We start from the raw sequence: 24,518 nt of genomic DNA, 5'->3' as shown, positions 1-24,518 counted from the left end.
GCATACGTGCTGCAAGATAAGGTTCATAAAAAGAAGAAGAAATGGTACCTATTAAACCAATTGAATGTGTTTCACGTGAAATGGCAGCAAGCGCCGTTAGTGGTTCAAAATAATAAGAAATATGTCCCGTTTCTTCTCCAGAAATATATTGACCATCACCTAAGAAGAATGCATCTAGTTTACCTTTTTCGGCTAATTTCGCTAACTTAATTTGAAAATCAATATCTCCAACTTCTTCAACATATGAATGTGGTAGTCTCCAAGAGGCAGGATGTAGACCTGTACTATAAGCTAAAGCAGATAAATGCATGTGTTTCATTGTCATTAACTCCTTTGTTATAAGTCAAAACTGTCATTTTAATTTGCATATATCGTATATGAATTGTTGAAATTTTACAATATCTGCTAACTATTTTATATCTTAAAATAATTATATACAATATCATCTAGTTGTTTAGCAATATGAATAAAATCTTGATTTAAATCCAATGTTTTGACACTAATCGTATTACCACTCATCTGAAACGTATTATCAGGTACAAGTTGTTCATTCGTTTTCGCATACAGTAATATCCCCGCAACATTTATCTGTTTCGATTTTAATTGAAATGCTTCATTTTTTACATACGCAAATATTTGATATAAATTTCCAGAATGAATCGTTCTTGTATGCTTATAACAAATAAACGAACGACAAATTCCAATGTAATAGTATGGAATTTGTCGTTCTTTCGTTTCAGTTAAGGAAAATAATGTTGTTTTTTAATATTCTTTAAGACTTATAACAAAAAGACGTTAATTAAAAACCGCAACATTAACCGATACGCAGAAGCGTACCATAAATAAAACTAAAAAATAGGTTGCGTAGTATATATTATGAAATAATTCATTAGATAAAGGAGAAATTGTTAATGACTATGTTTCGTGAGGCATTAATATGGCTAGTACTCCTAGTATTTAATTTAATAAACACGTTCTTAGTGATTATAGGGAAAACACAATTATTTAAAGTTCCACTATGGAGTACGTGGCTATTATGGGGAATTATTACGATCATTATAATAGGTATTTTATTCTATAGAAAATATCTACAAAAAACGAATTCTCTAACTAGTATAAATTCCGGTAATAATGAAAAGTTTAAAGACGGGGAGTTCTTTGTGCAAATCCCTTTATACATCATTGAGAATCAAAGTAATGTTATATACGGAAATGAAACAATGACTTATAAACCTGTTTTCGATAACACGCTACATAAACTAATGAGTATTTTTGGTGTTCAAACAAAATATAGTCTGCACATGACTTCTCATAATAATAATGTGAAAGTAATTCGGAAGAATGTTGTTGCTAATAGACACCAATATACTATCCATTTGAATAGTGAAGAAGTAGGCACACTCGAAATGAAAAAATTCTTCAAAAGCGGAGGAAAGCAACAGATTGCCTATACATTTAATTATAAATCTGAGGTATTTGATGTAAGTAACCCATTTTTTAGTAATGAAACTACAATCACATCGGAAAGTGAAACATTACTAACTGCAAAGCGCAGTTTTTTAGATGTTTCAAAAAGTAAACGAACTAAAAAACGTGGAGAAAAACACGATATACAAATTCACAGTACTAGAGTTAAGAAAGAAATATTAATAGCAATATATTTACAATGCATTATAAATAAGCAAACACAGTAAATTGAATATTGATAATATGGGGGGATTTGGGATAGCGTTAAAGAATGACTTTCTTTTCTAAGATATTGATCCAAATGCATACAATTTTTCACATTATTAATGCAACTTTTATTAAAAAAATTAATCATTAATTCCAATTCAAAAATACGCTTAGGTACAAATAAATTGTATCTAAGCGTATTTGTATGTGTGAGTCATATTTTGAGCTTACGACATCTACAATTATTTATTTTCAGTATTTTTACATTTATATACTAAACTTTTAGGTAGGTGACAGTAGTCATCAGGGTAGCGTTCTAATCGGTTTTGATGCATTTCAGCACTTTTAACGTAATTAGTGAGCGGTAAGACTTCGGTCGCTATAAGGTGGTGTTCTTCAATAGCGTCAATAAATGCTTGTGTTTCTTTAAGATAATTTGGATTTTCACTATATAACCGGTTCTATGAAAGATAAAAAATTATAAGTGCTTAATCATCTAGTTCTCTCTTTTTTCTTATTAAGTTTTGATATTCCTTTTCTAATTCTTCTGAGGGATCGACACTTAACCGACTGATTACTTCGGTAATTTTCATATCGATTAGAAGTTTGTCATTTTCTATTGTATCTTCAGCTGTTTTTCGTTTTTCTTTTAATTCATCATACGTTCCTTCAAATAGACTTATTTCTTTATTATGAATTGTAATGATTCGAGTAGCTATTTTATCTATAAATTTACGATCATGTGAAACAAAAATAACACTGCCTTCATACGCTTCTAATAAAGATTCAAATGCTTCAATAGCATTCGTATCTAGAAAGTTTGTTGGTTCATCTAGCACGAGTACATTAACATCACTTAAAAATACTTTAGTTAAAGCCAACTTTACACGTTCTCCACCACTTAAGACATTTGCAGATTTATGAACATCATCTTTGAAAAAATGCATTCTGGCTAAAACAGTTCGAATTAATGTTTCATTTTGACTAGAAGAAGATTGAACATTTTCTAAAATAGTTTTATCTAATTCTAATATGTCTAGATTTTGACTGAAGTAACCCATTTTTACGGATGGAGAAATAGTGACTCCTGATTGATTTTCAACAATTTTTTTAAGAAGCGTCGTTTTACCTACACCGTTAGAACCAGTAATTGCAAGCTTATCACCACCATAAATATTGAAACTAGTTGAATTCCACAGTAGACGATCTTTAATTGCACCCGAAAGATTTTCAATACGAAAAATAGTTCTATGTTTAAATGTATTCGAGTTTAATATATCCATTTTAATATGGGGGAGTTCTTTAGTCTTCTCTACCATATTTAGTTTATCGAGTCTAGTTTCTAAAGACTTTACTGTTTTTCTTAGCTTCTTTTGTTTATTAGAGTAATACGTCTTTACTCCTTTTATTCTTGCTTCAGATGAAGATAAGTGCTGAGGTTTTTTTGTAGCCTGTTGAGCTTTCATTTCTTTTAGTTTTATAGCTTCTTCTAATTGCTTTTTTTCGTTTTTATATTTTTCATATGCTAACTGTTCTTGACGATGTTCTACTTCTTTTTGTTGAAGATATTTACTATAGTTCCCTGAATATTGTATTATCTCGCCATTTCTAATTTCCCATATAGATGTACAAACATGATCAAGAAATTCACGATCATGTGATACTACAATAAAAGCTCCTTGCCAAGCATTCAATTGTTGCTCTAAATTTTCTATAGAATTTGTATCAAGATTAGTTGTAGGTTCATCAGCGAGTAACAATTCTGATTTCTTATCAAGAGACCTATAAATATACATCTGTGTTACTTCCCCACCACTATTTGTCGTATCGGTTTTTTTTAATTGAGGAATAAGTTCAGTTTTAGCAAATTGAGTTACAAAACCTTCTTCAGGTGTTAAATCTTGGTTCAATATGTGAAGTAACGTTGTTTTTCCACTACCGTTCTCTCCAACTAAACCAATACGATCATTTTGATAAACATGTAGCTGCGCTATATTCAATAGCATACGGTCTCGAACATACTGTTTTATATTATGAGCATCTAGCAATATCTTCATAAAGCTTCATCTCCTTATTATTAATAAAAAATGTCTCCTATTCCATTCAGAATAGGAGACATACGTCTACGTAGGCATACTTTAAAAAGTCTTAAAGTTAAACTACATGTATATAATCCTATCCTGAAAATAACAATAAAAGGCATTACAAATAAAGTACGCATGTAAAGTAAAAGCCTTCATTGTCTTAGCTTCAAAATAGAATTATTTAATCATGTAATCTGTTCACCCTTTTCATTTAATTAAGTTAAGCGTATAGGATAGCGTTGTGAAAGTCAAAAGTGTAGATCAACTATTTGATAAAGTAATAAGTTTTTATGTAGAGCGTTTTATTCATTGGTTTATTGAAATGAATAGTGTAATTTGACTGATTGCTAATGTACTCTAGCACCAGGCTCTTCAATTTCTCCTCGGGCTGCTTGTTCATATACCTCTTTTTGTTTCTCATAATCTGTTTTATATTCATCTGGTGTATAGCCACCACCTGATTGAGACATTACGCCTTTTTCAAATTCAGCTTCTTCTTGTGGAGAATTAAACTCACCAATGTAATCAATCCCATGCTTTGTTTTATGTATGACCTCACCATTTTCGTTGGTTCTGACTTCATTTGTTGTAACATTATTTGCTGTATTTGATTGATTATCATTAATTGCTGTTTCATCTGAAGTATTATTTTGTTGATTATTTTGATAGTCAGTATTAATTTCTTGTGAGTTTTCGGTTTCTATATTTTCTTTTTTATCCTTCTTACTTTCTTTATTTTTAGCTGCGCTTTCTGTTTTTGTATTCTCTTTAGTTAAGATATCCTTACCAAAACTTACACCGAATACGATTAACCCTATGAGAATGACCGATAGAATAGCAATAATTAATATATTTATAATTTTTTGCATATTTTACTCCTAATTATTATTGATTTTATCTTATTGCATTTGCACATCAATTCCACCATCTTGATGAACGTAATACATTAATTGATTACCGACTGATTTATTGGTAGCCAAAATTTCCCAGCAATTTTTTTCGTAATTATATACTGGTTCTTCATATCTTAAGTTTTTAAAACTTTCTGCGCCTAATTCATTTTTAAGATAATCAAATACATTACTTCGATTAACTCTCATTTTGTTAGTATCATCGTTATCATTGTTATAACTGTCAGTAGATTGGCTTAGATTTTCAGAAGTTTGATTTTCTGAATTATTATTTGATTGCGATGTATTATTTTGATTTACTTCATTAGAAGAATTGTTATCATTACTTTCATTATGATTTGCTTCGTTCTGTATTTTGCTATGATTTTCATCTTTATTACTTGCTAGAGAGTCATCATGAGTTAAGATATCCTTACCAAAACTTACACCGAATACGATTAACCCTATGAGAATGACCGATAGAATAGCAATAATTAATATATTTATAATTTTTTGCATACTAGACTCCTTTAATTTATGAATTCAACAATTAAATTTTATCTTTTAATTATTGAATTATCTACTATATTTTTGATTTTTTAAAATTAAATTTGTATCGTGTTACGCCTTTTGATTCGTCATATCGCTACTAATTAAGGTGACGATACAAATAACTAGTCTGCCATTATTTTGGTTAAGTAAAAATATATTAATATAAAATATACTATAAATAAAGTTAATTTTATTATATATTATTGACTAAAACTAGAAATCAAATTATTATTTGTATTGTGTCATATATAATAAAGTAATTTAATAGTATGAACACATGTTATTATCACATCCCGGTGAAGTGTGTGTTCAACTGATAATTCAAAACTAAATGGGATATAAGGGTCATCGTTGTTATTGGTAACACGTGATTTCTCATGATAATGAGTTAACAGATGGAATACATCCATTATGTGATTACCTTCATAAACGATGTTTTGAAACTTTATGATTATTTAAGAATATTGAATACGTTACATAAACAAAATAACGATTAATCAAAGGGGAATAGAAATGAAGATTATAAAAAATAAAGAAATTAATCACAGGCCTAAGGTAAGTGTACTAATAAGTACCTATAATAAAGAAAAGTTTATTGGTACAACATTAGATAGTGTTTTGAAACAAACAATGAATATGAAAGATTTCGAAGTGATTGTGGTGGACGATTGTTCAACTGATCAAACTTTCGATATTGTGAGTCAAAAAATAGAAGACTTTGCTAATTATAAGTTTGTTCAATTAGATGCCAATTCAGGTACGCCAGCTAAACCACGTAATTTATCTATTGAATTAAGCAAAGGGAAATATATTATTTTTATAGATGGTGATGATTGGTTACCAGAGGATGCTTTGAAAAAGCTATATACACTTTTAAAAACAAATAAGACAGACTATGCTACTGGTTTAACAAAATATGTGCACAGTGACCGTATAGCTAGAAGTGGCGTGGCGCTATCTAAACTTGCATATAACAAAGCAGATTTAAAATATTTTAGAAAATCGTTTTATCATTTAGCACCTGCTGGTCGTATGATTAAAGCAAGTGTCATTAAAAAGAATCATATTCAATTTCCAGAAATGATTTTCGGAGAAGATTTACAATTCTTTGCTGAAGTATTCTTCAATACGAAACGCATTAGTACGACGCAAGATGTTGTTTATTGTGCTAATCGATATGATGATAATATGTCTTTAGTTAAATCAGAAAGTTCTACAAATATTAACCGAATGAAATGGCAAGGCGAAGCTTATAAACATTTAATGAATAAATATAAACATAATAAGTTAATGCCTAATTTACTATACCGTATTATTAATAAAGATATTTTAGAAGCTAAATTTTATAAAAAACGTTTTATTAATAACATAGATGAATTGTTGCCGATTTTCCAAAATATTATTCAAATGATAGAAGAGAATTTCAATCCTTTAGATTATGTAGATGATGATTTAAATCGCCGAGCAATAGAATTAATACGTAAAGGTGATAAAGAAGCCATTTTAAATTTCGTTAACTTTTACCTTAAAAAAGATGAAAAGCCGCTCCATGAGAAAAATGATATCTATTATTACTCATTTAAAGGGAAACATTATAAAAAAAGAATGCACCCTACATTGCTAAAAATCGAGCAAGTGCATGATAAGATTTTCTTAAAATTACTTTCTAAAAATGCAGATTTAAAATATCTTGAAGTTAAAAATCGAAAAGACCCAACTCAGTTTATTGTAATAGATATTAAGAAAAGTCGTTTCAAATCTGGAGAATATAGCGTTCAGTTTAAAACAGATCACTTACCTAAAGGGAAATTGGCACTTACAGTTTATGACAAAGACTTAAATGGTTCAGTCATTAAATCCGGCATGCGTTTTGACTTTTATGAAACAGTTGGTGGTAATTTAGGATATATTAAGAAGTAATTAAAAGTTAAAACTTAATTATATTAAAACAGTCAATAACATTAGACAAAAATATACGCTTAGGTACAGATAATTGTATCTAAGCGTATTTGTATATGTGATGGATAATTTGAGTTTATGACATCTACAATGATTTACTTTCAGTATTTTTATATTTATATACTAAACTTTTAGGTAGGTGACAGTAATCGTCAGGGTAGCGTTCTAATCGATTTTGATGCATTTCAGCACTTTTAACGTAATTAGTGAGCGGTAAGACTTCGGTCGCTATAAGATGATGATCTTCAATCGCATCAATAAATGCTTGTGCTTCTTTAAGGTGTTTAGGATCTTCACTATATAACCCAGTTCTATATTTTAAACCAATATCTTGACCTTGTTGATGAACGCTATAAGGATCTATGATTTCGAATAAATAGCCCATTAAGTCAGTAGCTGATACTTTGTCAGGATCAAATTCTGTTTTAACAGCTTCTACGTAACCATCGTATTCTCCATCTAAAGTATTCGTAATGCCGTTTGCTCTTCCACTAGTCGTATTGATAACGCCAGGCAGTGTGCGAATATATGCTTCTACGCCGTATAAACAACCTCCAGCTAAATAAACGGTTTCCATAAGTTCCACTCCTTTAATTGATAATCTTTCTCATTTAAAATAATAACGAATTAGATTTGTTTATTCAAATCAGAAGGGGTATGATTGCGTCAAAAGCATGTTGATATTTTAGGGAAATATAGTAAATAAAAGGGGGATTACAATGTTTAAGCTAGTCGTTACTGATATGGATGGGACGTTTTTAAATTCAGAGAGTACTTTCAATCGTGAGAAGTTTCAAAGTTTACTATCGGAATTAAAGGATAAGGGTATTCGCTTTGCTTTTTGCACGGGAAAGCAAAATGAACGCGTGGATGCGATTGTGGGAGATTTGACGCAAGATGTGTTTATCATTGGGGATAGCGCATCTCGAATTAAAATCAATGATATGAACATTTATGCGAAGACATTTAGTAATCAACTTGGCCTACAGTTAATCAAGCGCATTAAGCACATTGATGAGCATTTAGTAATGATTGTTTGTACTGAAGGTATGGCTTATGCGGAAAATCATATTTCCGAAAAAGAGAGACAAATGGTTCTAGGTTCATATGAGAAAGTAACTTTTGTGGAAGACTTAAATATGATAGATCAAGATATGCTAAAAATTACGATTTTTGACATACAAGGTCAGTGCTTTGAACATGTTAAAGGTTTAAACAAATATGAGGATGATCTCTATATCGTTGCTGCAGAAGAGAATTGGATAGACATTACACACAAAGATGTCGATAAAGGAAAAACGATTCGCTTTCTACAACAATTATTAAATATCAGTAGCGAAGAAACCATTGTATTTGGCGATGGCCTAAACGATATCCCCTTATTTGAAACTGCACGATATAAAGTTGCAATGGACAACGCTTATCCGGAACTAAAACGTAATGCTAATTTGATTGCTATTAATAACGATAGAGACGGCGTCATCGAAACTTTGAATACATTACTTGGAAATGAAGATAAGTAATTACTTTATGGCGAATTATTTTAAAAGAATATTGAAATAGCTGAATATAAAAGTAATAATGCCATGATGATATTAAAAGAAGTTTGATGTTTGTTTAACCAGTCATTAAATACACTACCGGCAAATGCCCAAACTAAGAGACAAGCCCAACCTATGAATACACTGATCATTAAATAGATTAGAATTGATGTTGAACCAGTGACTGACGGTATGATAAACGCACCAATCAACGTAATAAAAAATAATAATGACTTCATGTTTAATACTTGAAGAATAAAACCACTTTTAAAGCTGTGATAGGCATTGGAAGTGGTTCCTTTATTAGTAGAAGTTAAAATTTTATAAGCTAGATAAATTAAATACACAAATCCTAAGAATTTAAGGGGTGTCTCGATATAAGTAATCCACTGGCTAAATAGAAGTATGGCAATGTAGGACACTAAGCCTAGAAAAGCAAATCCAGAAAGAATACCTGTTATAAAAGACTTACCGCCACGTAATCCATATATTCTTGTCGTGTTCATCATAAATAAATTGCTTGGACCAGGTGTGATTGAAGTTACAAAGACATAGATTAAGAAAGAAAACACATTATTCGCCTACCTTTTCTGTGCTATTATAGTAAGGATATGTATATAAGTAAAATTAATGTTAATAATAGATGAATTAATATAAGTAATACATAGGGGAGGTTACATCATGGAAATGAGACAAGTAAAAATTATTAAGACGTTATTAGAAACAGGGAGCTATACTAAGACGGCTGAATTACTGAATTACACGCAATCCAATGTGACTCAGCAAGTTCAACTATTAGAAAAAACGTTAAACCAAAAGTTGTTTGATTATAATCATAAACAATTACTTCCGACACCATTTCTAAAGGATATCCTACCGATGATTAATCAAATTTATGATGCATCGCAACGGATTAAACAAGTGTCTGAGCATAATAATTTGATGCGTACGATAAGAATAGCAGCACCTGAATCATTAATGCTGACGGGGTTGAGTGAAGTGATTAAAAATATCATTAATTACTATCCTCATATCGATATTAATCTTCAAAATAATAGTTGCAGTATGAATCATCAAAAATTACTTGAGGATGAAGTGGATATAGCTTTTGTCTTAAATGACGGCGTACATCATGACAAATTAAATGCCACATTGATTTGTGAAGAGAATATTGTCGTCGTTGCGCATGCAGAGGCGCCAGACCATTTTGATGAATTGTTAAAGCAGAAGCAATACAATCATTTTGTGATTAATGAAAAAGGATCAGTATATCGAAACATGTTTGAACAAATTGTGCGAGATTACCAATTAGATATCCATAAAACAACAGAGTTATGGAGTATTGGCGTCATTAAATCATTGTTATTAGATAATATTGGATTTTCATTTTTACCTTACCGTACAGTGAAACAGGAGGTAGAATCTCAACAATTAAAAGTCATCGAAACAGCATTTTCTATCAAAACGTTAGGATCATATATACTGACAAAACCCTATCCTTGGAACAAAGATATAAATCAACTTATTATTGATGAGGTAAATAAAACTCATGATTAAGAAGATGTTGTCTGCTTAATCATGAGGCTAGATAAATAAGAAAAACTGTATCTTCATCAAAAAAATTAGCTGTGACTGATACACCAAGTATATATTTCACAGCTTAATTAAAGACTATAGTTTAATTTTCTTCAGATTTTAATGCTCTGTATATTTGCGAAACTAACTGTTCTTGTTGATTATCTTTAACATTAAATAGAAATGTTTGTGTGAAATTAAACAGTAATTGTCCCATAAAAATTCTTAGTAAAGAATTGTAATTTATATCAGATGCCAGTTCTTGAGTATTATGGAAGATTTCAAAAATTTTAGATGCATTGTCGTCATGATTGTTTTCTAAATAATTTATTAAATTATTTCTAATTTCAGCGTCAATTAAAATTTGGCTTAAAATGATTGTTATGACATCTTTATTTTGTTCTAAAAACTGAGTACGATCATTTACAACGAGATGTACTAAAGTTTTTAAATCACAATTTTCTTTTTCCGCTATTTGATTAGCGAATATATTTTCATAAGACGGAAGACAATGTTCAAAAATTGGAGTAATTATAGCCAGTAATAGACCGCGTTTATTTTTAAAATATTTAAATATCGTCGCTTCACTTACACCGGCATTTTTTGCTATTTCGGCAGTACTTACAGCATTAAATCCAAATTTAGAAAATAAGTTAATACTTGAAATTAATACCTTTTGTTTTCCTGGAGTAATTTTTTCATTCTTTAAAATGAGTGCTAGGTCAATTTTGATATCGTTCGTATAATCCATAAATTTCTCCTATTGATTATGATTTTCTTTGAGCAAAAGTGGTCACTTTTTTAAATTGTTCAATTTGCCAATCTGAAATGACATATTTGGTATTTCTATTTTTTAATGTTTGGACAGGTAAAATAATAGTGACTACTAAAATTATGAAGAAAGTTATAATAGCAGCAATCCATGTATAAATATTTATTAAGTGTTCATTGTATATATAAATAATATAATAAATGCTTATAGGTGCAAAAAGAGAAACACTTGTAAACAATCCCGGATTGTACCATGTATTTAAAGTTTTATTCATTGATATACCATGTCCCAATACTTGCATTATATTGAATAACATTGTGGCTAATCCAAGCCAAATAAATTGAGGGAAAATAATTGCTAATACATAAAATAAATAAGCGCTAATGTTCACTATGCAGATTGATAAAGTATTACCAGGATAATGGTCGTAGTCTTCATCTTCTTTATAAGTTGCTTTATTAATAACAGGTGAACCGCCACCTGGGAAAACATATTCTTCAAATTGATGAATAGATAATGCCATCAAACTATACATTAGAATAATTTGAATTGAACTTAGTTTTGCATGGCCATAAAATCCCATGAAAAATGATAACCCTACGAAAATAAAAATTGTGAAGTAATACCAGTAATTTCGAATAAAATTCATAATGTTTACACCTCTTTGGTAAGTGATTACTTACTCACTATAATGAGATAATATTTTTTTGTCAATAATAATGGATTGATTACGAAATATATTAAAAGTACTAATAGTAAAAAAAGAAAACTACAATCATATGATACATACATATGATACATAAACAATAATATATAAAGGGTGGAACAGAATTCATTTAGAATACGTCATCCCACCCTAACTTGTTTTACTTGTAAAATTTTTTGGAAATCTCTCATGTTATTGTCTCGCTTACAAAAGTGATTACAACTAAGAAAAGCTTGATTTAAGAGAATGCCTAGTATAGTCAGTTGTTGCGAATTTCAACGTAGTCTTATAATATAATTTTTGCTTCATACAGATTCTATTAATAAAACTAAATTTACTCAATTACCATGTTAACTAGCTTTTTTTACATAAACGGCAGAAATTAGTGATACTAAACCAAATATTATAAATGCAATAAACATCCATATTGTGCCGCTCATAGTTAAGCCAGAGTTAGTATATAGTAACTCTTTTAAAGTATTTACATAGTGATAGAATGGGCTCCATGGTAAAATCCAATCTTGATAGAATTTTGGCAACATGACTTTAGGCAACATCACTGCTTGAATTGTGAAGAATAGATATAAAATAAATATTGGAATAGCACCAAAGCCTATCCATACCATTAGTCCTAGTATGAGTAGTGCAAATCCTAATATTGCAATTGCTATGAATAATGCTGTATCTAATGGGTGATTAAAATCAAAGTTCAATACTCCACCTGTGTAGTAGACATAGACAAATGCACCAGCGAAAGCAGCTATTGTTACTGATAAGATAACCTTACTTGTAAACCATAATTTATCTTTATGTGATGTTAATTTTTCTCTGTTTTTAAAGGCAAAGAATGATAGCACTGCGGTAATCATTGCTGCAAACCATATTGGTGTAAACATTGCTGAAGCACCATTTCCATTACCTTGGTGATCTTTAACTTCATTTAAAGTTGTAGTTTCAACTTTGACCGGATTCATAAATTGATTAAATTGCTTACTTGGTAAATCTATTTGATTTTTTGCTAATAACCCAACATTTTGCTTACTAATCTGATGATTAAGATTCTCTGTAATTTTACTTAATGCTTGTTGAGCAATGTTTGATACTTGAGCATGACTACCTTGATTAATGATGGTTTCTATGTGAGCTTGTTTTGGTTTTGGTATTTCTTGATCACCATTACCCGTTTTTTCTTGCATTGCTTTAATTTGTTGTGGTGACAGTTCACCAGATTTGATTTTTTCTTTAACCTCATGTTGTTTTTCAGTCATAATTTTACTTTGAGCATTACTAATAGCATTTTTAGAAAAGTCTTTCTCGAAGACGATAGCGCCAATATATTTATTATCTTTTAGTCCTTGCTTAAGGTCTTTCTCATTTTTCACGGACTCCCAATTTAACGTTTTATTATCACTTTTCTTCAAATTATCTGCTAGATTCTTACCGATGTTGGTTGAATTACCTTGAACTTCAATACCTTTATCTTTATTTAATATTGCCATTGGTACATCCTTTGGCTTCGGGTTGTATGCAGGATAAAAAGCTGTCGCTAAAATCATTAATATTAATACGATTGCAATGGGGATGAACCACACTAATTTCTTTTTCATAAAAATTTCTCTCCTTATAAAACAACACAATGTTGTTTATCATTCTATTTGTTATTATAATAGGCAGATAAGGATATTCAATAATCAATAACTTTAAATGTGAATGTTAAACAACAATATAATCTGAAATGTTGTCATTATCTAATAAATAAGGAGTGATTTTTATGGATCGTAGAGTAAAACGAACAATTACAAGTATTGAGAAGGGCTTTATTCAACTTTTAAAAACATATAGTTTAGAAGAAATAACGATTCAACAGATTGCGGATGAAGCGGATATTAATAGGGCTACATTTTATAAATACTATTTAGATAAATACGATTTATTGAACCATTTAGAAGATAAAGAAATTGAACGTATGAAAGCAAATATTGATTATGATAGATTAGCTAATCAACAAATTAATGAGTTTAGTGATTTAAATAAGATTATCAATAATGTACCAAATAGCATCATTAAAATTGTTTTAAATAATATTGAATTATATGAAGTATTATTTAATCTAAAAAGGCAAAGTAAATTAGAAGAAAAATTAGCAGATACGATTTCACAAAACTTATTAATTGCTTTAAATAATAAAATGACCATCAATCATATACCTTTTAGATATTTTCACAGTTACATTTCTGGAGCTATCATAACTACAATTAAATATTGGGTATTAGATTCAGAAAGAATTCCAGAAGAAGAAATCATGCATCATCTATATACACTCATGAGCACAGGTCCATTAGAACAATTAGTCATAGAACTATCAAAAAAATCTTAGGATTGTTTGTGCTTTTGGCAACATTTTTTATTCTTTTGTTACTAAACATACAGATTGATGGTTTTTGATTATTGTATAACAGGTTACTCGTAAATATTATTAGACACACAGGGGGAATGTAACATGTCTAATAATGTTTCAAATAACAAAACAAATAACGAAAGTAAAAAAGTATTAATTGTAGGTTTAGGTATTAGTGGTATTTCTTCAGCAATAGCTTTAAAAAAAGCAGGATGGGATCCTGTCATCATTGAGAAAGCCTCAGAACGGCGTAAAGGTGGCTATTTCTTGGCGCTATTTGGACTTGGTAGATATGCTGCTCAAGATTTAGGAGCACTTCAATTCTTACATGATAGACGTAGTTCTACTTCTGTTAATTTTTCAATAGATAGAAATGGTATAACAGGTTATACGCTTGGATTTGCTGATATTCCGAGATCTTTTGCTCCGTGGATGATGTTGCGTGGCGATATTGAGAACGCTGTCTATAAAGCGTTGCCAAATGATATCGAAATAATTTATGATACAGTGCCAGATGCTATTTGGCAAAATTCATCTGAAGTAAGAGTGACTACTAAAAATCTTAAAACTAATATGAAATCTGAAAGTTCTTATGATCTTGTTATAGGTGCTGATGGGGTGTTTTCTAAAGTAAGAGAATTAGCATTTGGTCCACATGAACAATATATTAAAGAATTAGATTATATGATTTGTGCGTATCAACTAACTGAAAACCCACCTGATTTAAAAATAGATCAAGGCGTTATTTTGCATGAAGTTAATAAATCATTTACTATATTTACGTTTAAAAATCATCCAGCAACCATATTATTTACGTATAAAGCGGATAATCCACAAGCGGAAAGAAAAAAAGATCCACGTGAAAGAATTAGAGAAGTATTTGGTAAACCTTATGGTAAATATATGGAATTTGCGTTGGAGCAATTAGATCAAGCTGATAACGTCATATTTAGCACAACTGACCAAGTAAAAATGCCATCATGGCATCGAGGTCGTGTCGTACTAGTCGGTGACTCAGCATGGTGTCCAACACTTTATTCAGGAATGGGCGCAACATTAGGACTGGGTGGTGCTAATCTATTAGGTAAAGCATTGCAAAAACACTCAGATAATATAGAGTATGCGTTAAATGAATGGGAAAATATATTAAGACCTAAAGTTAAACAATTTCAAAAGCAAGGTGCGACAACAGGCAGAAGAAATTTTGTATCTATAAATGATAAAGAAGTACAAAAAAGAGAGAACAGTATTAAATTAAGAAGAACATTAATGAAAAGTAATCTGTTGGGTAATTTATTAAAGTATACACCATCCATAAAAGCCCGAAATGCAGATCTTACAAAAGAACTTTAGTATATATAAGGACCAATACTTAAATAGCGAAGCAATTTACGATGGTAAATACGCTTTGCTATTTTTGTTTTTTATATCAGAAATTAATTCCGAAAGCTGTTTCATTTTAATAGGTCGAGTAATTATTGTAATAAAAACAGCATCATTAATCAGAAGGTTTATTAAGTAGTTGCAGCCTACATTTAACCAACAAACAAATTCATATCAATATTTTTAAATTTATTGCTTGCTATAGAGTTAACGCCATAATTTATAGTGAGATTATCAAATTTAGGGAGTTAAAATAATGGAAACTTTAAAAATAGAAAATGACGTTGAAATTCCAGTGTTAGGCTTTGGTGTGTATCAAATTCCTCAAGAAGAAACTAAAGAAGCGGTTGAAAATGCAATTAAAGTTGGCTATAGACATTTTGATACTGCGCAAAGTTATCAAAATGAAACAGAAGTTGGAGAAGGTATCAAAGCTTCTGGTATTGATAGAAAAGAACTATTTATTACGACAAAAGTTTGGATAGAAAATGTGAATTATGAAGATACACTAAAATCGGTAGAACTTTCACTTCAAAGACTTGATTTGGATTATATAGATTTAGTACTTATTCATCAACCTTACAATAAAAAGGCAGGGAACTAATGTGAGTATTGCATCACATTAGTTCCCTGCCTTTAATTTTAATGGTTATTATTCTACATCTTCATCATCATTACCAATACCATCATGAGCTGCTGACATACCTGGTCCACCGACGTCGCCTCTAGGGTTATTTGGATTATATCCAATTCCTTCTTGTTCCGCTTTAGATAAATGATCTAGTTCTTGTTGACTCATCTTATATCCTTGATGTTCTATAGATGTTGCAGTGCCTGAATTTGGTTGGGCTACACTTCCTTGTTGTGCTTGTGTTGCGTTAGTATTTGATACTACTCCAGTAGATGCGCTTTGAGCGTTGGTAGTTTGTTCAGTAGTATCGTTCACATTTGATTTATTGATGTTTGTTTGCATCGTTTCATCATCTTGTTTTTCTTCTTTTTTCTGTTCTTTTTTAGATTTATTATCATTGTTCTGATTTTTATTTTCACTATGTGCTTTTGTATTATCGTTAGTTAAGATATCTTTACCAAAGCTCACTCCGAATACAACTAGCCCAATTAGAATAACGGATAGAATTGAAATAATTAATATGTTAATAATTTTTTGCATATAATACTCCTTATTTTGAAAATAATAAGTTAATTTTACCTTTTAATTAAATATTTGACTACTGTAATTAAAAAATATTTCAATATAGTAACGCCTATTAATTATATATTATAAATATTTTGAAATTCTTTAAAAACAAATAGTATTTTGACGAAAAATAAATTAAAATATTTGTATTAATAATAATCAAAAATAAGGAGTGCAACTAAATGGAATGTTTAGCTTGTGGTGGTAATGTTAATCGTGATGATAAATTCTGCCAGCATTGTGGTCATGATTTAATGACTGATAATTTGAAAGCCATGGACCAAGAGGACATCTTAACGCCTTTAACGTGTCCTACTTGTCATCAAATGGTAGATGAGAGTGACAAGTTCTGTACTAATTGTGGCTATGATTTAACAAATACGGATAAACAGACAATGCAAGGGGCTTATATTCATAACAATCAACAAGTCGAAATGACAGAAAATATGAATTTAGCATATGAGGCAAAGAATTTATTTAATAATACAACGAAATCAATTGGTAGAATCGCCGGTAATGAAGAAGTGTTGAGTTTAAATTTAAAAGATATGTTTTCAGAAGTATTCAAATCTCATGCTAAGCATGAATCTGATGACATTTTTATTGCTGGTACGAGAAATACGACACCACACATTAAAGATGTATCACAAGAATGGGCTAAGCCATGGGTCTTTTCACGTGTGTTTTTAGCTTTAGGTATCACTTTTATGGTCTTATTAATTTTAGTTAATACATTTGCGAATACGAATGCGTTACCTGGATTGATCTTTATAGGTGCACTCATTGTTCCTATTTCAGGTCTGATATTTTTCTATGAATCTAATGCGTTTCAGAATATTAGTTTCTTTGAAGTGTTGAAAATGTTTTTCATAGGTGGGGTGTTCTCGCTACTAAGTACGATTATTTTGTATCATTTTGTCTCTTTTAGTGATGAATTAGAAACTTATGGAATCATGACGATTACTGACGCGTTCTTAATAGGATTAGTTGAAGAACTTGGTAAAGCCATTATAGTTATCTTATTTATTAACTATCTTAAAACAAACAAGATACTAAATGGTCTATTGATTGGTGCTTCTATAGGCGCAGGTTTTGCTGTATTTGAAACAGCAGGGTATATCTTGAATTATGGGATTTTGAGTACTGGTACGCCAGATTTGACTGAAATTATGGATATTACTATTTTAAGAGGTTGGTCAGCAATTGGTGGTCATTTAGTATGGGCGGCTATTATTGGTGCGGCAGCAGTTATTGTTAAAGATGCGCGTCATTTTACCTGGGCTAATATTTTAGATAAACGTTTTCTATTTTTCTTTTTTGTATCTGTAATTCTCCATTGTATTTGGGATACAGATATAACAGTTTTAGGTAGTAGTAATTTGAAAATGATTTTCCTAATCATTATTGCATGGATTTTTGTATTTATATTAATGAAATCTGGGCTTAATCAAGTAAACCAAATTCAAAATGATTATCTAGAAATGGAAGGAAGATAGTGCTAAATGAGATACTGTACAAATTGTGGACACAAAATCAATGACAATCAATCATTTTGTAATAACTGTGGGACTAAGCTACATGATGCTCAAAGCAATCAACAAAGCAATCAACAAAGTGATCAACCAAACAACCAGCATGACAATCAACAAAGTGATCAACCGAACAACCAACATGACAATCAATCAAGTAATCAACATAGCCATCAACCAAATAACCAATACAGTAATCACAATAGAATTGCCAGAAATAGAGAAGTAAATGATCGATACGCATATCATTATCAAGATAATAGCCAACATAAGCGTTCTGGGTTTGGAAGCGTGTTATTAGCCATACTTGCAGTCGTTATTTTAGGTTTACTCGTATATGGTCTTTATTTTGCTTATCATCAATTTACTGGTCATAACAGTTCTGATGATACGACACAAAGTCAAAGTTCAAATACTTCAGATAGTAGTTCTGAAGGAGCGCAAATTGATATTTTTAGTGATGCATTTGACCAAGCCTATACGAAAGCACCTTCTAAAGACGGCTATGCAGAAATATACAACGGTATGAGTCGCTCAGGTGTTGAAACGAAATACGGACAATCGAATGGCACAGTCTATTTACAAGGTAGTACATATGAAAAGTATGGAGATATAGCTGTTTTATATGATGAACACGATGATGTGAGCCAAGTCATTATCACACCAAGTAATATAACGGAAGACGACTACATTGAACATTACGGTGAACCTGACGATAGAGAAGGCAATACGCTCATCTATGATACTTACAAAGATAATGATTTTAGCGTCTTAGTAACAATTAAAGATGGCATGGTATTAGCTATAGAGAATGTCGATCAATTACCAAGTAATAATTCAGATGATAGCGATAGTGATGAAGTATCAAGTACAAGTGAAGCAAGAGCCATTGCGAATGATGTGTTAGATAGTAGTGATTGGATACACTCAGTCGATGAAGGTGAATTCAGTTATAGAGTTAATTATGGTAAAGAAAATGAAGATAAAGCCCATCGTGCAATCATCGTAGAAAAAAGTGATGGTAGCACCTCTGAATGGCATGGTGGAGAATGGGATTATTAGGACAATATAAAAAATTAAGGGGATAGGTAGATGAAAGAAAATATTCAAAAACGATTTGTCAAAACGACAATTAAGACAGTCATTGCTTGTCAAGGCATGATTGCGGTAGGCATACTTACACATACTCTAGGTGATAATCAGCAGAAAGCTTTTGCGGCTGAGCGTAAAATAAACAATCAACAATCGACGCCAACAGAAACCGTTCAACAAAATCAATGGAATGGTAAAGTTCAAAATAACGTTAATAAGACTACTGGCAGTCTAAATAATGTTGAAAATAAGCAACAAACATATACCAATGTAAACACTGCACAACAAAAACAAAATAAATCATTAACTCAGTCAGACGCAGGGACTTTGAAACAATCAGTCATTCCTAAAAGTGACGCACCACAAGCTAACACGTCAAATATCCAAAGAAGTACGAGTCATACACAATCAACAAAGGTATCAACTGCACCTACTAAGGAAATAAATGACAAAAAAGTAGTTAGGAAAGAACAAACACATAGCACATCAAATAGTACTAAACATGTAAACACAGCAGTTAAATATAGTAGTCATTCGAACAAAACACTTCCCAACACTATTGCACCAAAAGCGACGACACCACAAATTAAAGTGAATAGAAAATATACAGTCTCATCTAATGTTACAAGTGATCAAGAAAAAGAAATTAGAAGAATTAAAAAATATAATGATGAACGATATATAAAGGGAAATAGCACTTACAAATATGGACATGACGATACTACGTATCAAGGTATATTAGGAATTGAAACAGATAAAGTAACATATAAACCGGGCGAAACAGTAAGAATATATACGGAACATAATAAAGATTTTGTTAAACCAATCTACAATGAAGCTAAACTTTTTTCTCATCGATTAGGTGGTTGGAATGGAATGGACCCGCCTTATTATTTTGATAGAACAGCTTACATAGGACGTACAACTCGATTCTACAAGAAACCCAATGGTAACTGGGAATCATTAATCGAAATTAAGTTACCAGATAAAATGGTGGATGAGGCATTTGATTTAGATATCAATTGTTGGAATGATAATTATGATAGTAACTCTGAAAGTAACTTCAATCATATTGTAATTAAAGTAATCAATGATAGTACAGCAGATCCGTTAGGTGGTTATGATGGTTCAGCTTTTGATGCTTCATCAACACGTAAAGCAGACTATGATGATCCGAAAGTGGTGAACATGAGCTTAGATAAGAAAGTGTATAATCCTAATGATATTGTGACGCTTACGGCTGAGATTGAAGAGGAAAGTGATTTGATGTTTGCAAGTGCGGATATGTCTACAGTTGAACCATATGGTTATGAAAGAGGAACACACCAATACATTCCAATGCAGTTTACACATTCTACAAGAACATTGACGCTACTGGACAATGGTAACTGGCAAGTTAAATTCCAGTTTAAACTTCCGGATTATATTAAGACAGGTGTTGTGAACATAGATCAAATATTAGCTGCTGATAAATATGGTAATGAAATGAGATATAATCCTGTGTTCGCTAACAATGAACTAAATGGTCAATTTAAAGTTGAAAGAACAGAGAATGTACAATCATTTTCAGCAGATCCTGTTGCAGACTTTTCAACGGAAATAAGAGGCAAAGCCACTTCAGGAATGACGATGTATGCTTATGTGAATGGTAAAAAGATAGGGCAAGCGCCAGTAGTAGATGGCAAATATTTTATGAAAATACCTAAACAATTGGCGAATAGCAAAATTCAACTTTACACAGTTAATAAATATAAAAATAAAAGTAAAATCATAACAATAACAGTGTTAGATAAGACAGCACCTAAAAAGCCAACAGTCAGCAAGATGGCGCCAAGAACGATTTCTGGTAAAGGTGAAAAAGGATCAATCATTTATATTTATAAAGGCTCTACCAAATTGGGAAGCGCGACAGTTAATGCTAAGGGAACATATACGATTAATATAAGACCACAGAAAAAAGGAACAACACTCGTTATGTATGCCAAAGATAAAGCGAATAATAAGAGTGCTTCTTTAAAGTTAAAAGTAAAATAAATCAAAAATGAAACAACGATGCATTGTGAACTTCACGAAAACATATTACGATTGTAGTAACTAAACTTTCAAAAGGGGCGCTATCTTTGGAAGAAATTAATTTGTTAGAAGATAAACAATTGGCGAATAAGCTAGCTATATATTCTTATATTAGCTTTGTCGTTTTTGGTATCATTTTTTATATTATTATGAAGTTTTCGGATGCACCTAAATTTTTTGATTCTTTGTTAGTTAATGCATTATTCGTGATTATTCTTATTGTACTAATGTTTGTTATTCATGAGTGTATTCACGGCGTATGTTTCAAACTATTTTCTCCTAAGAATAAAGTCTACTTCGGTGCAGCTAACGGTATGATTTATTGTGCGATACCAGGCGGGACGTTTACACCGCTCACATTTTTAATTAGTAGTATCGCACCGTTTGTCATTATCACAATGCTATTTATAGTGACGTTATTTTTAGGGTGGTTTCCACGGGGGCTCTTTTTCTTCTTTGCCACATTTCATGCAGGATGTTGCGCTGGTGATTTCTATTGGGTTTGGAAAATGATTAAAGCTCCGAAAGATGCAACCATTGAAACAACGGATAAAGGCATTATTATCCATTCATAATTAAGATATGTTTAATAAATTTTTTAAAAGCATCCAACATTAAATGACCTGTTGGGTGCTTTTAGTTTTATAATACCAACTCTATATCATCTAACTGCTTGCCAATGACTACCAAATATAAAGGGACGTCTGATTTAAATTGGACGGGTGTTAATTCCATCTCTCCTTCAGCATACTGAACTAGATGTATCAATTCATGATCTGTAAAACGAACAAATCCTTTCACACGGTAAACTTGTTGTGGGAGTTTGGTTAATCTTTCAATTAACGCTGCTTTCGTTTGTGAGAGAGGTGGTTCTATCAACTGATGATTGATTGCGTGATGTAGTGTACCACTTTGTTTAACATCTAAATGTTTCACGTTTAACAATGTATTTAAAGATAATTTGCCCCATTGTCCTACTTGTATATTTGCCTCTCCATTAATAACCTCCAGATGTCTTAATAGATGAGCAATCTGTTCGACATCAGCGATATCAATCTTATTCACAAATAATGTAGAACAATGACTTAACTGTTCATAGAATAACGCTTGAATATCTCTAGGGTATGTTTCCAATTGCGCATATAGATTCGCATCAATAATACCAAGCATGCTTCTTATTGTAGTGATTGGTGCTAAGACAGGTGTCAAACAGGCATCGACAACAGCCAATGGTTCTGCCACACCACTGCATTCAATGAATACTAGATCTGGTTGGTGTGCTAAATATAATTCGTGTAGTTGTTGAGATACGTCAGACTTCATAGCGCAGCATATGCAGCCTTCCACAATTTCGCTTATAGGGATAGCGGGATGGATGAGTTGACTATCGACGCTCATTTTTCCGAATTCATTTATAATTAATGCGGTTTTTAAGTTATGATTCAAGGCGTCTGTAATCAGATGATTTAATGTCGTTGTCTTGCCACTGCCTAAGAAACCCCCAACAATAATAATCTCCATAATAAACTCCTAACTATGAATGAGACGAGTGATGTCATTCATGATTTTAAATAACGATTATGATACAGGAAATAGATTCAATTTTTAAATCGTAATAATTACTATTTGAAAAGTATATCGAAACATATAATCATTTTCAAAATAAAATGTATAGATAAAGATAGATTAAACCTATTTCTATTGTCAGAGTTTTAAGATTTTAAAAATTAGCATTGACAATTACACCATTTAATGTGAATAATAAAACGTAACGATTTTGATTTAGGAGATGTGTACATGTTTAAGAAGAGTATTATTTTATTATTCGTGGCTGTTTTAACGTTATCACTTGCAGCATGTGGCAAAGGCGATAGTGAAAAGTCATCTGATCATAAAGGTAAATTAGAAGTTAAGACGACAGTTTATCCATTAAAATCATTTGCACAACAAATCGGTGGTAAATATGTTGATGTTGAATCAGTTTATCCAAACGGAGTAGACCCACATACATATGACCCAAGTCAAAAACAAATGGTTGATATCGGTAAATCAGATTTATTCGTATACACAGGTGACAATTTAGACCCTGTAGCTAAGAAAATTGCCAAAGCAATTAATGACAAAGATAAAACATTATCTTTAGAAGCAGCATTAGACAAAAATAGTGACTTATTAAAAGGTGAAGAACACGAACATGAGCATGAACATGGTGAAGAACATGACCATGACCATGGCGAAGAGCACGAACATCATCACCATGGTAAATATGACCCACATATTTGGTTAGATCCTGTCATTAGCCAAAAATTTGCTAAAGAAATTAAAGATGAATTAGTTAAGAAAGATAGTGAACATAAAGATTACTATGAAGATAACTATAAAAAATTAGTTAAAGACTTAAAAGGCATCGATAAAGATATGAAACAAGCAGTTAAAGGTAATGAAGGTAAAACAGTTTATATCTCACATGATTCTATCGGTTACTTAGCAGATAGATACAATTTCAAACAAGAAGGTATTCAAAATATGAATGCTGAAGAACCTAGCCAAAAAGATTTAACAAACATTGTTAAACAAATTAAAGAAGATAAAGTCAAATATATCTTAGCTGAAGAAAATGTATTGAACAAAGTTGCAGAGACAGTGAGAAAAGAAACAGATGCAGAAACAATCAAATTCTACAATATGGGCTCACATACGAAACAACAAGATGACGACAAAAATACGTATCAATCATTTATGAAAGAGAACGTTAAAGCAATTGAAAAAGCCCTTAAAAATGAATAATACGATTTAAAATACAAGATGACAGACCTTCGTGTATAGATCTCATGACAAGCGTCATGAGGTCTTCTTTATAAGTAGAGGTAAGTCTCACTTCCCTATGGATAATAGATAGAATTAGGCAGAAATTAATGTTATGGTGATAATGAAATGTAGTATTAGAGGAGGTCATTGCAAATGTCTTCAAGTACATTGGTTCATGTTATGTTTTATACGCTATTCTTTATAATAGTCGGAATGGCACCTGTATTTGGCGTTTATTTGCAAAAAAGAAAACAAAAAGATAGTAAATCTAAATAGTCATTAAT

At 31.0% G+C, this 24,518-nt stretch carries 22 protein-coding genes and 3 pseudogenes; 13 read left to right on the top strand and 12 right to left on the bottom strand.

Annotated elements, in window-relative coordinates:
* Positions 1–319: pseudogene (locus tag AK212_RS08155) on the bottom strand (LLM class flavin-dependent oxidoreductase); the annotation flags it as partial.
* Positions 320–911: 592 nt separating this feature from the next.
* Here AK212_RS08155 and AK212_RS08150 point away from each other — a divergent pair.
* Positions 912–1,694, top strand: a complete 783-nt coding sequence (locus tag AK212_RS08150) for a hypothetical protein (protein WP_053030215.1) — start codon at positions 912–914, stop codon at positions 1,692–1,694.
* A gap of 222 nt (positions 1,695–1,916) precedes the next feature.
* Here the strand turns inward: AK212_RS08150 and AK212_RS13065 are convergent.
* The 4 genes and pseudogenes from AK212_RS13065 to AK212_RS08135 form a co-directional block, all read right to left on the bottom strand.
* Positions 1,917–2,129: pseudogene (locus AK212_RS13065) on the bottom strand (peptide-methionine (S)-S-oxide reductase); the annotation flags it as partial.
* A gap of 33 nt (positions 2,130–2,162) precedes the next feature.
* On the bottom strand, positions 2,163–3,731 hold the full coding sequence (locus tag AK212_RS08145; protein WP_053030214.1) for a Vga family ABC-F type ribosomal protection protein: 1,569 nt from the start codon (positions 3,729–3,731) through the stop codon (positions 2,163–2,165).
* 374 nt (positions 3,732–4,105) lie between these two features.
* On the bottom strand, positions 4,106–4,627 hold the full coding sequence (locus tag AK212_RS08140; RefSeq protein ID WP_053030213.1) for a hypothetical protein: 522 nt from the start codon (positions 4,625–4,627) through the stop codon (positions 4,106–4,108).
* Positions 4,628–4,657: 30 nt separating this feature from the next.
* On the bottom strand, positions 4,658–5,167 hold the full coding sequence (locus AK212_RS08135) for a hypothetical protein (protein ID WP_053030212.1): 510 nt from the start codon (positions 5,165–5,167) through the stop codon (positions 4,658–4,660).
* A 546-nt stretch (positions 5,168–5,713) separates the two neighbouring features.
* Between AK212_RS08135 and AK212_RS08130 the strand changes: the two genes are divergently transcribed.
* Positions 5,714–7,120, top strand: coding sequence for a glycosyltransferase family 2 protein (locus AK212_RS08130; RefSeq protein WP_053030211.1), 1,407 nt, complete (start codon positions 5,714–5,716; stop codon positions 7,118–7,120).
* A 124-nt stretch (positions 7,121–7,244) separates the two neighbouring features.
* Here AK212_RS08130 and AK212_RS08125 read toward each other — a convergent pair whose 3' ends face one another.
* Positions 7,245–7,736 (bottom strand): peptide-methionine (S)-S-oxide reductase, encoded by a 492-nt coding sequence (locus AK212_RS08125; RefSeq protein WP_053030210.1) that lies wholly within the window; start codon positions 7,734–7,736, stop codon positions 7,245–7,247.
* 142 nt (positions 7,737–7,878) lie between these two features.
* Between AK212_RS08125 and AK212_RS08120 the strand changes: the two genes are divergently transcribed.
* Positions 7,879–8,682 (top strand): Cof-type HAD-IIB family hydrolase, encoded by an 804-nt coding sequence (locus AK212_RS08120; RefSeq protein ID WP_053030209.1) that lies wholly within the window; start codon positions 7,879–7,881, stop codon positions 8,680–8,682.
* A 20-nt stretch (positions 8,683–8,702) separates the two neighbouring features.
* Here AK212_RS08120 and AK212_RS08115 read toward each other — a convergent pair whose 3' ends face one another.
* A complete protein-coding gene (locus AK212_RS08115; RefSeq protein ID WP_053030208.1) occupies positions 8,703–9,272 on the bottom strand; it encodes a LysE family translocator in 570 nt (189 codons plus the stop codon).
* A 109-nt stretch (positions 9,273–9,381) separates the two neighbouring features.
* Here AK212_RS08115 and AK212_RS08110 point away from each other — a divergent pair, with 109 nt between their 5' ends.
* Entirely contained in the window at positions 9,382–10,257 is an 876-nt protein-coding gene (locus tag AK212_RS08110; RefSeq protein WP_053030207.1) for a LysR family transcriptional regulator, read from the top strand.
* Positions 10,258–10,378: 121 nt separating this feature from the next.
* Here AK212_RS08110 and AK212_RS08105 read toward each other — a convergent pair whose 3' ends face one another.
* The 3 genes from AK212_RS08105 to AK212_RS08095 form a co-directional block, all read right to left on the bottom strand.
* On the bottom strand, positions 10,379–11,026 hold the full coding sequence (locus AK212_RS08105; protein WP_053030206.1) for a TetR/AcrR family transcriptional regulator: 648 nt from the start codon (positions 11,024–11,026) through the stop codon (positions 10,379–10,381).
* A 16-nt stretch (positions 11,027–11,042) separates the two neighbouring features.
* Entirely contained in the window at positions 11,043–11,696 is a 654-nt protein-coding gene (locus AK212_RS08100; RefSeq protein WP_053030205.1) for an HXXEE domain-containing protein, read from the bottom strand.
* Between the two features lie 407 nt (positions 11,697–12,103).
* Complete coding sequence (locus tag AK212_RS08095) at positions 12,104–13,360, bottom strand: YhgE/Pip domain-containing protein (protein WP_053030204.1); 1,257 nt, start codon at positions 13,358–13,360, stop codon at positions 12,104–12,106.
* 164 nt (positions 13,361–13,524) lie between these two features.
* On the opposite strand from AK212_RS08095, the gene AK212_RS08090 reads away from it, so the two are divergent.
* From AK212_RS08090 to AK212_RS08080, 3 genes and pseudogenes are all read left to right on the top strand, one after another.
* Entirely contained in the window at positions 13,525–14,130 is a 606-nt protein-coding gene (locus AK212_RS08090; RefSeq protein ID WP_053030203.1) for a TetR/AcrR family transcriptional regulator, read from the top strand.
* Between the two features lie 123 nt (positions 14,131–14,253).
* Positions 14,254–15,504 (top strand): FAD-dependent monooxygenase, encoded by a 1,251-nt coding sequence (locus AK212_RS08085; protein WP_053030202.1) that lies wholly within the window; start codon positions 14,254–14,256, stop codon positions 15,502–15,504.
* A 286-nt stretch (positions 15,505–15,790) separates the two neighbouring features.
* Positions 15,791–16,135, top strand: a pseudogene (locus AK212_RS08080) (aldo/keto reductase); the annotation flags it as partial.
* 51 nt (positions 16,136–16,186) lie between these two features.
* On the opposite strand, the gene AK212_RS08075 reads toward AK212_RS08080, so the two are convergent.
* A complete protein-coding gene (locus AK212_RS08075) occupies positions 16,187–16,705 on the bottom strand; it encodes a hypothetical protein (RefSeq protein ID WP_053030201.1) in 519 nt (172 codons plus the stop codon).
* 209 nt (positions 16,706–16,914) lie between these two features.
* On the opposite strand from AK212_RS08075, the gene AK212_RS08070 reads away from it, so the two are divergent.
* From AK212_RS08070 to AK212_RS08055, 4 genes are all read left to right on the top strand, one after another.
* Positions 16,915–18,228, top strand: a complete 1,314-nt coding sequence (locus AK212_RS08070; protein ID WP_053030200.1) for a PrsW family glutamic-type intramembrane protease — start codon at positions 16,915–16,917, stop codon at positions 18,226–18,228.
* Positions 18,229–18,234: 6 nt separating this feature from the next.
* On the top strand, positions 18,235–19,323 hold the full coding sequence (locus tag AK212_RS08065) for a zinc ribbon domain-containing protein (RefSeq protein ID WP_053030199.1): 1,089 nt from the start codon (positions 18,235–18,237) through the stop codon (positions 19,321–19,323).
* A 30-nt stretch (positions 19,324–19,353) separates the two neighbouring features.
* Complete coding sequence (locus tag AK212_RS08060) at positions 19,354–21,387, top strand: Ig-like domain-containing protein (RefSeq protein ID WP_053030198.1); 2,034 nt, start codon at positions 19,354–19,356, stop codon at positions 21,385–21,387.
* Positions 21,388–21,473: 86 nt separating this feature from the next.
* Entirely contained in the window at positions 21,474–22,001 is a 528-nt protein-coding gene (locus tag AK212_RS08055) for a DUF3267 domain-containing protein (RefSeq protein ID WP_053030197.1), read from the top strand.
* 67 nt (positions 22,002–22,068) lie between these two features.
* On the opposite strand, the gene AK212_RS08050 is transcribed toward AK212_RS08055, so the two are convergent.
* The gene (locus tag AK212_RS08050) at positions 22,069–22,947 is read right to left on the bottom strand and encodes a CobW family GTP-binding protein (RefSeq protein ID WP_053030196.1); all 879 of its coding nucleotides are present in this window, start codon (positions 22,945–22,947) and stop codon (positions 22,069–22,071) included.
* Between the two features lie 276 nt (positions 22,948–23,223).
* Here AK212_RS08050 and AK212_RS08045 point away from each other — a divergent pair, with 276 nt between their 5' ends.
* Positions 23,224–24,213 carry a metal ABC transporter solute-binding protein, Zn/Mn family gene (locus tag AK212_RS08045; protein ID WP_053030195.1) on the top strand — a complete coding sequence of 330 codons (990 nt, stop codon included), beginning with the start codon at positions 23,224–23,226 and terminating at the stop codon, positions 24,211–24,213.
* Between the two features lie 174 nt (positions 24,214–24,387).
* Positions 24,388–24,510, top strand: a complete 123-nt coding sequence (locus AK212_RS13940; protein WP_256323751.1) for a hypothetical protein — start codon at positions 24,388–24,390, stop codon at positions 24,508–24,510.
* The last annotated feature ends 8 nt before the right edge of the window (positions 24,511–24,518 follow it).

It is taken from the genome of Staphylococcus borealis, from assembly GCF_001224225.1.
Taxonomy (GTDB): domain Bacteria; phylum Bacillota; class Bacilli; order Staphylococcales; family Staphylococcaceae; genus Staphylococcus; species Staphylococcus borealis.
This window is presented reverse-complemented; position numbering and strand designations above follow the sequence as displayed.

What these genes read in the sequence shown, in the direction of transcription:
- AK212_RS08060 (WP_053030198.1), top strand. Translation starts at nt 19,354, where the DNA reads ATGAAAGAAAATATTCAAAAACGATTTGTCAAAACGACAATTAAGACA.
- AK212_RS08105 (WP_053030206.1), bottom strand. Translation starts at nt 11,026, where the DNA reads ATGGATTATACGAACGATATCAAAATTGACCTAGCACTCATTTTAAAG.
- AK212_RS08090 (WP_053030203.1), top strand. Translation starts at nt 13,525, where the DNA reads ATGGATCGTAGAGTAAAACGAACAATTACAAGTATTGAGAAGGGCTTT.
- AK212_RS08045 (WP_053030195.1), top strand. Translation starts at nt 23,224, where the DNA reads ATGTTTAAGAAGAGTATTATTTTATTATTCGTGGCTGTTTTAACGTTA.
- AK212_RS08125 (WP_053030210.1), bottom strand. Translation starts at nt 7,736, where the DNA reads ATGGAAACCGTTTATTTAGCTGGAGGTTGTTTATACGGCGTAGAAGCA.
- AK212_RS08120 (WP_053030209.1), top strand. Translation starts at nt 7,879, where the DNA reads ATGTTTAAGCTAGTCGTTACTGATATGGATGGGACGTTTTTAAATTCA.
- AK212_RS08110 (WP_053030207.1), top strand. Translation starts at nt 9,382, where the DNA reads ATGGAAATGAGACAAGTAAAAATTATTAAGACGTTATTAGAAACAGGG.
- AK212_RS08145 (WP_053030214.1), bottom strand. Translation starts at nt 3,731, where the DNA reads ATGAAGATATTGCTAGATGCTCATAATATAAAACAGTATGTTCGAGAC.
- AK212_RS08140 (WP_053030213.1), bottom strand. Translation starts at nt 4,627, where the DNA reads ATGCAAAAAATTATAAATATATTAATTATTGCTATTCTATCGGTCATT.
- AK212_RS08085 (WP_053030202.1), top strand. Translation starts at nt 14,254, where the DNA reads ATGTCTAATAATGTTTCAAATAACAAAACAAATAACGAAAGTAAAAAA.
- AK212_RS13940 (WP_256323751.1), top strand. Translation starts at nt 24,388, where the DNA reads ATGTCTTCAAGTACATTGGTTCATGTTATGTTTTATACGCTATTCTTT.
- AK212_RS08070 (WP_053030200.1), top strand. Translation starts at nt 16,915, where the DNA reads ATGGAATGTTTAGCTTGTGGTGGTAATGTTAATCGTGATGATAAATTC.
- AK212_RS08065 (WP_053030199.1), top strand. Translation starts at nt 18,235, where the DNA reads ATGAGATACTGTACAAATTGTGGACACAAAATCAATGACAATCAATCA.
- AK212_RS08075 (WP_053030201.1), bottom strand. Translation starts at nt 16,705, where the DNA reads ATGCAAAAAATTATTAACATATTAATTATTTCAATTCTATCCGTTATT.
- AK212_RS08095 (WP_053030204.1), bottom strand. Translation starts at nt 13,360, where the DNA reads ATGAAAAAGAAATTAGTGTGGTTCATCCCCATTGCAATCGTATTAATA.
- AK212_RS08050 (WP_053030196.1), bottom strand. Translation starts at nt 22,947, where the DNA reads ATGGAGATTATTATTGTTGGGGGTTTCTTAGGCAGTGGCAAGACAACG.
- AK212_RS08150 (WP_053030215.1), top strand. Translation starts at nt 912, where the DNA reads ATGACTATGTTTCGTGAGGCATTAATATGGCTAGTACTCCTAGTATTT.
- AK212_RS08130 (WP_053030211.1), top strand. Translation starts at nt 5,714, where the DNA reads ATGAAGATTATAAAAAATAAAGAAATTAATCACAGGCCTAAGGTAAGT.
- AK212_RS08100 (WP_053030205.1), bottom strand. Translation starts at nt 11,696, where the DNA reads ATGAATTTTATTCGAAATTACTGGTATTACTTCACAATTTTTATTTTC.
- AK212_RS08135 (WP_053030212.1), bottom strand. Translation starts at nt 5,167, where the DNA reads ATGCAAAAAATTATAAATATATTAATTATTGCTATTCTATCGGTCATT.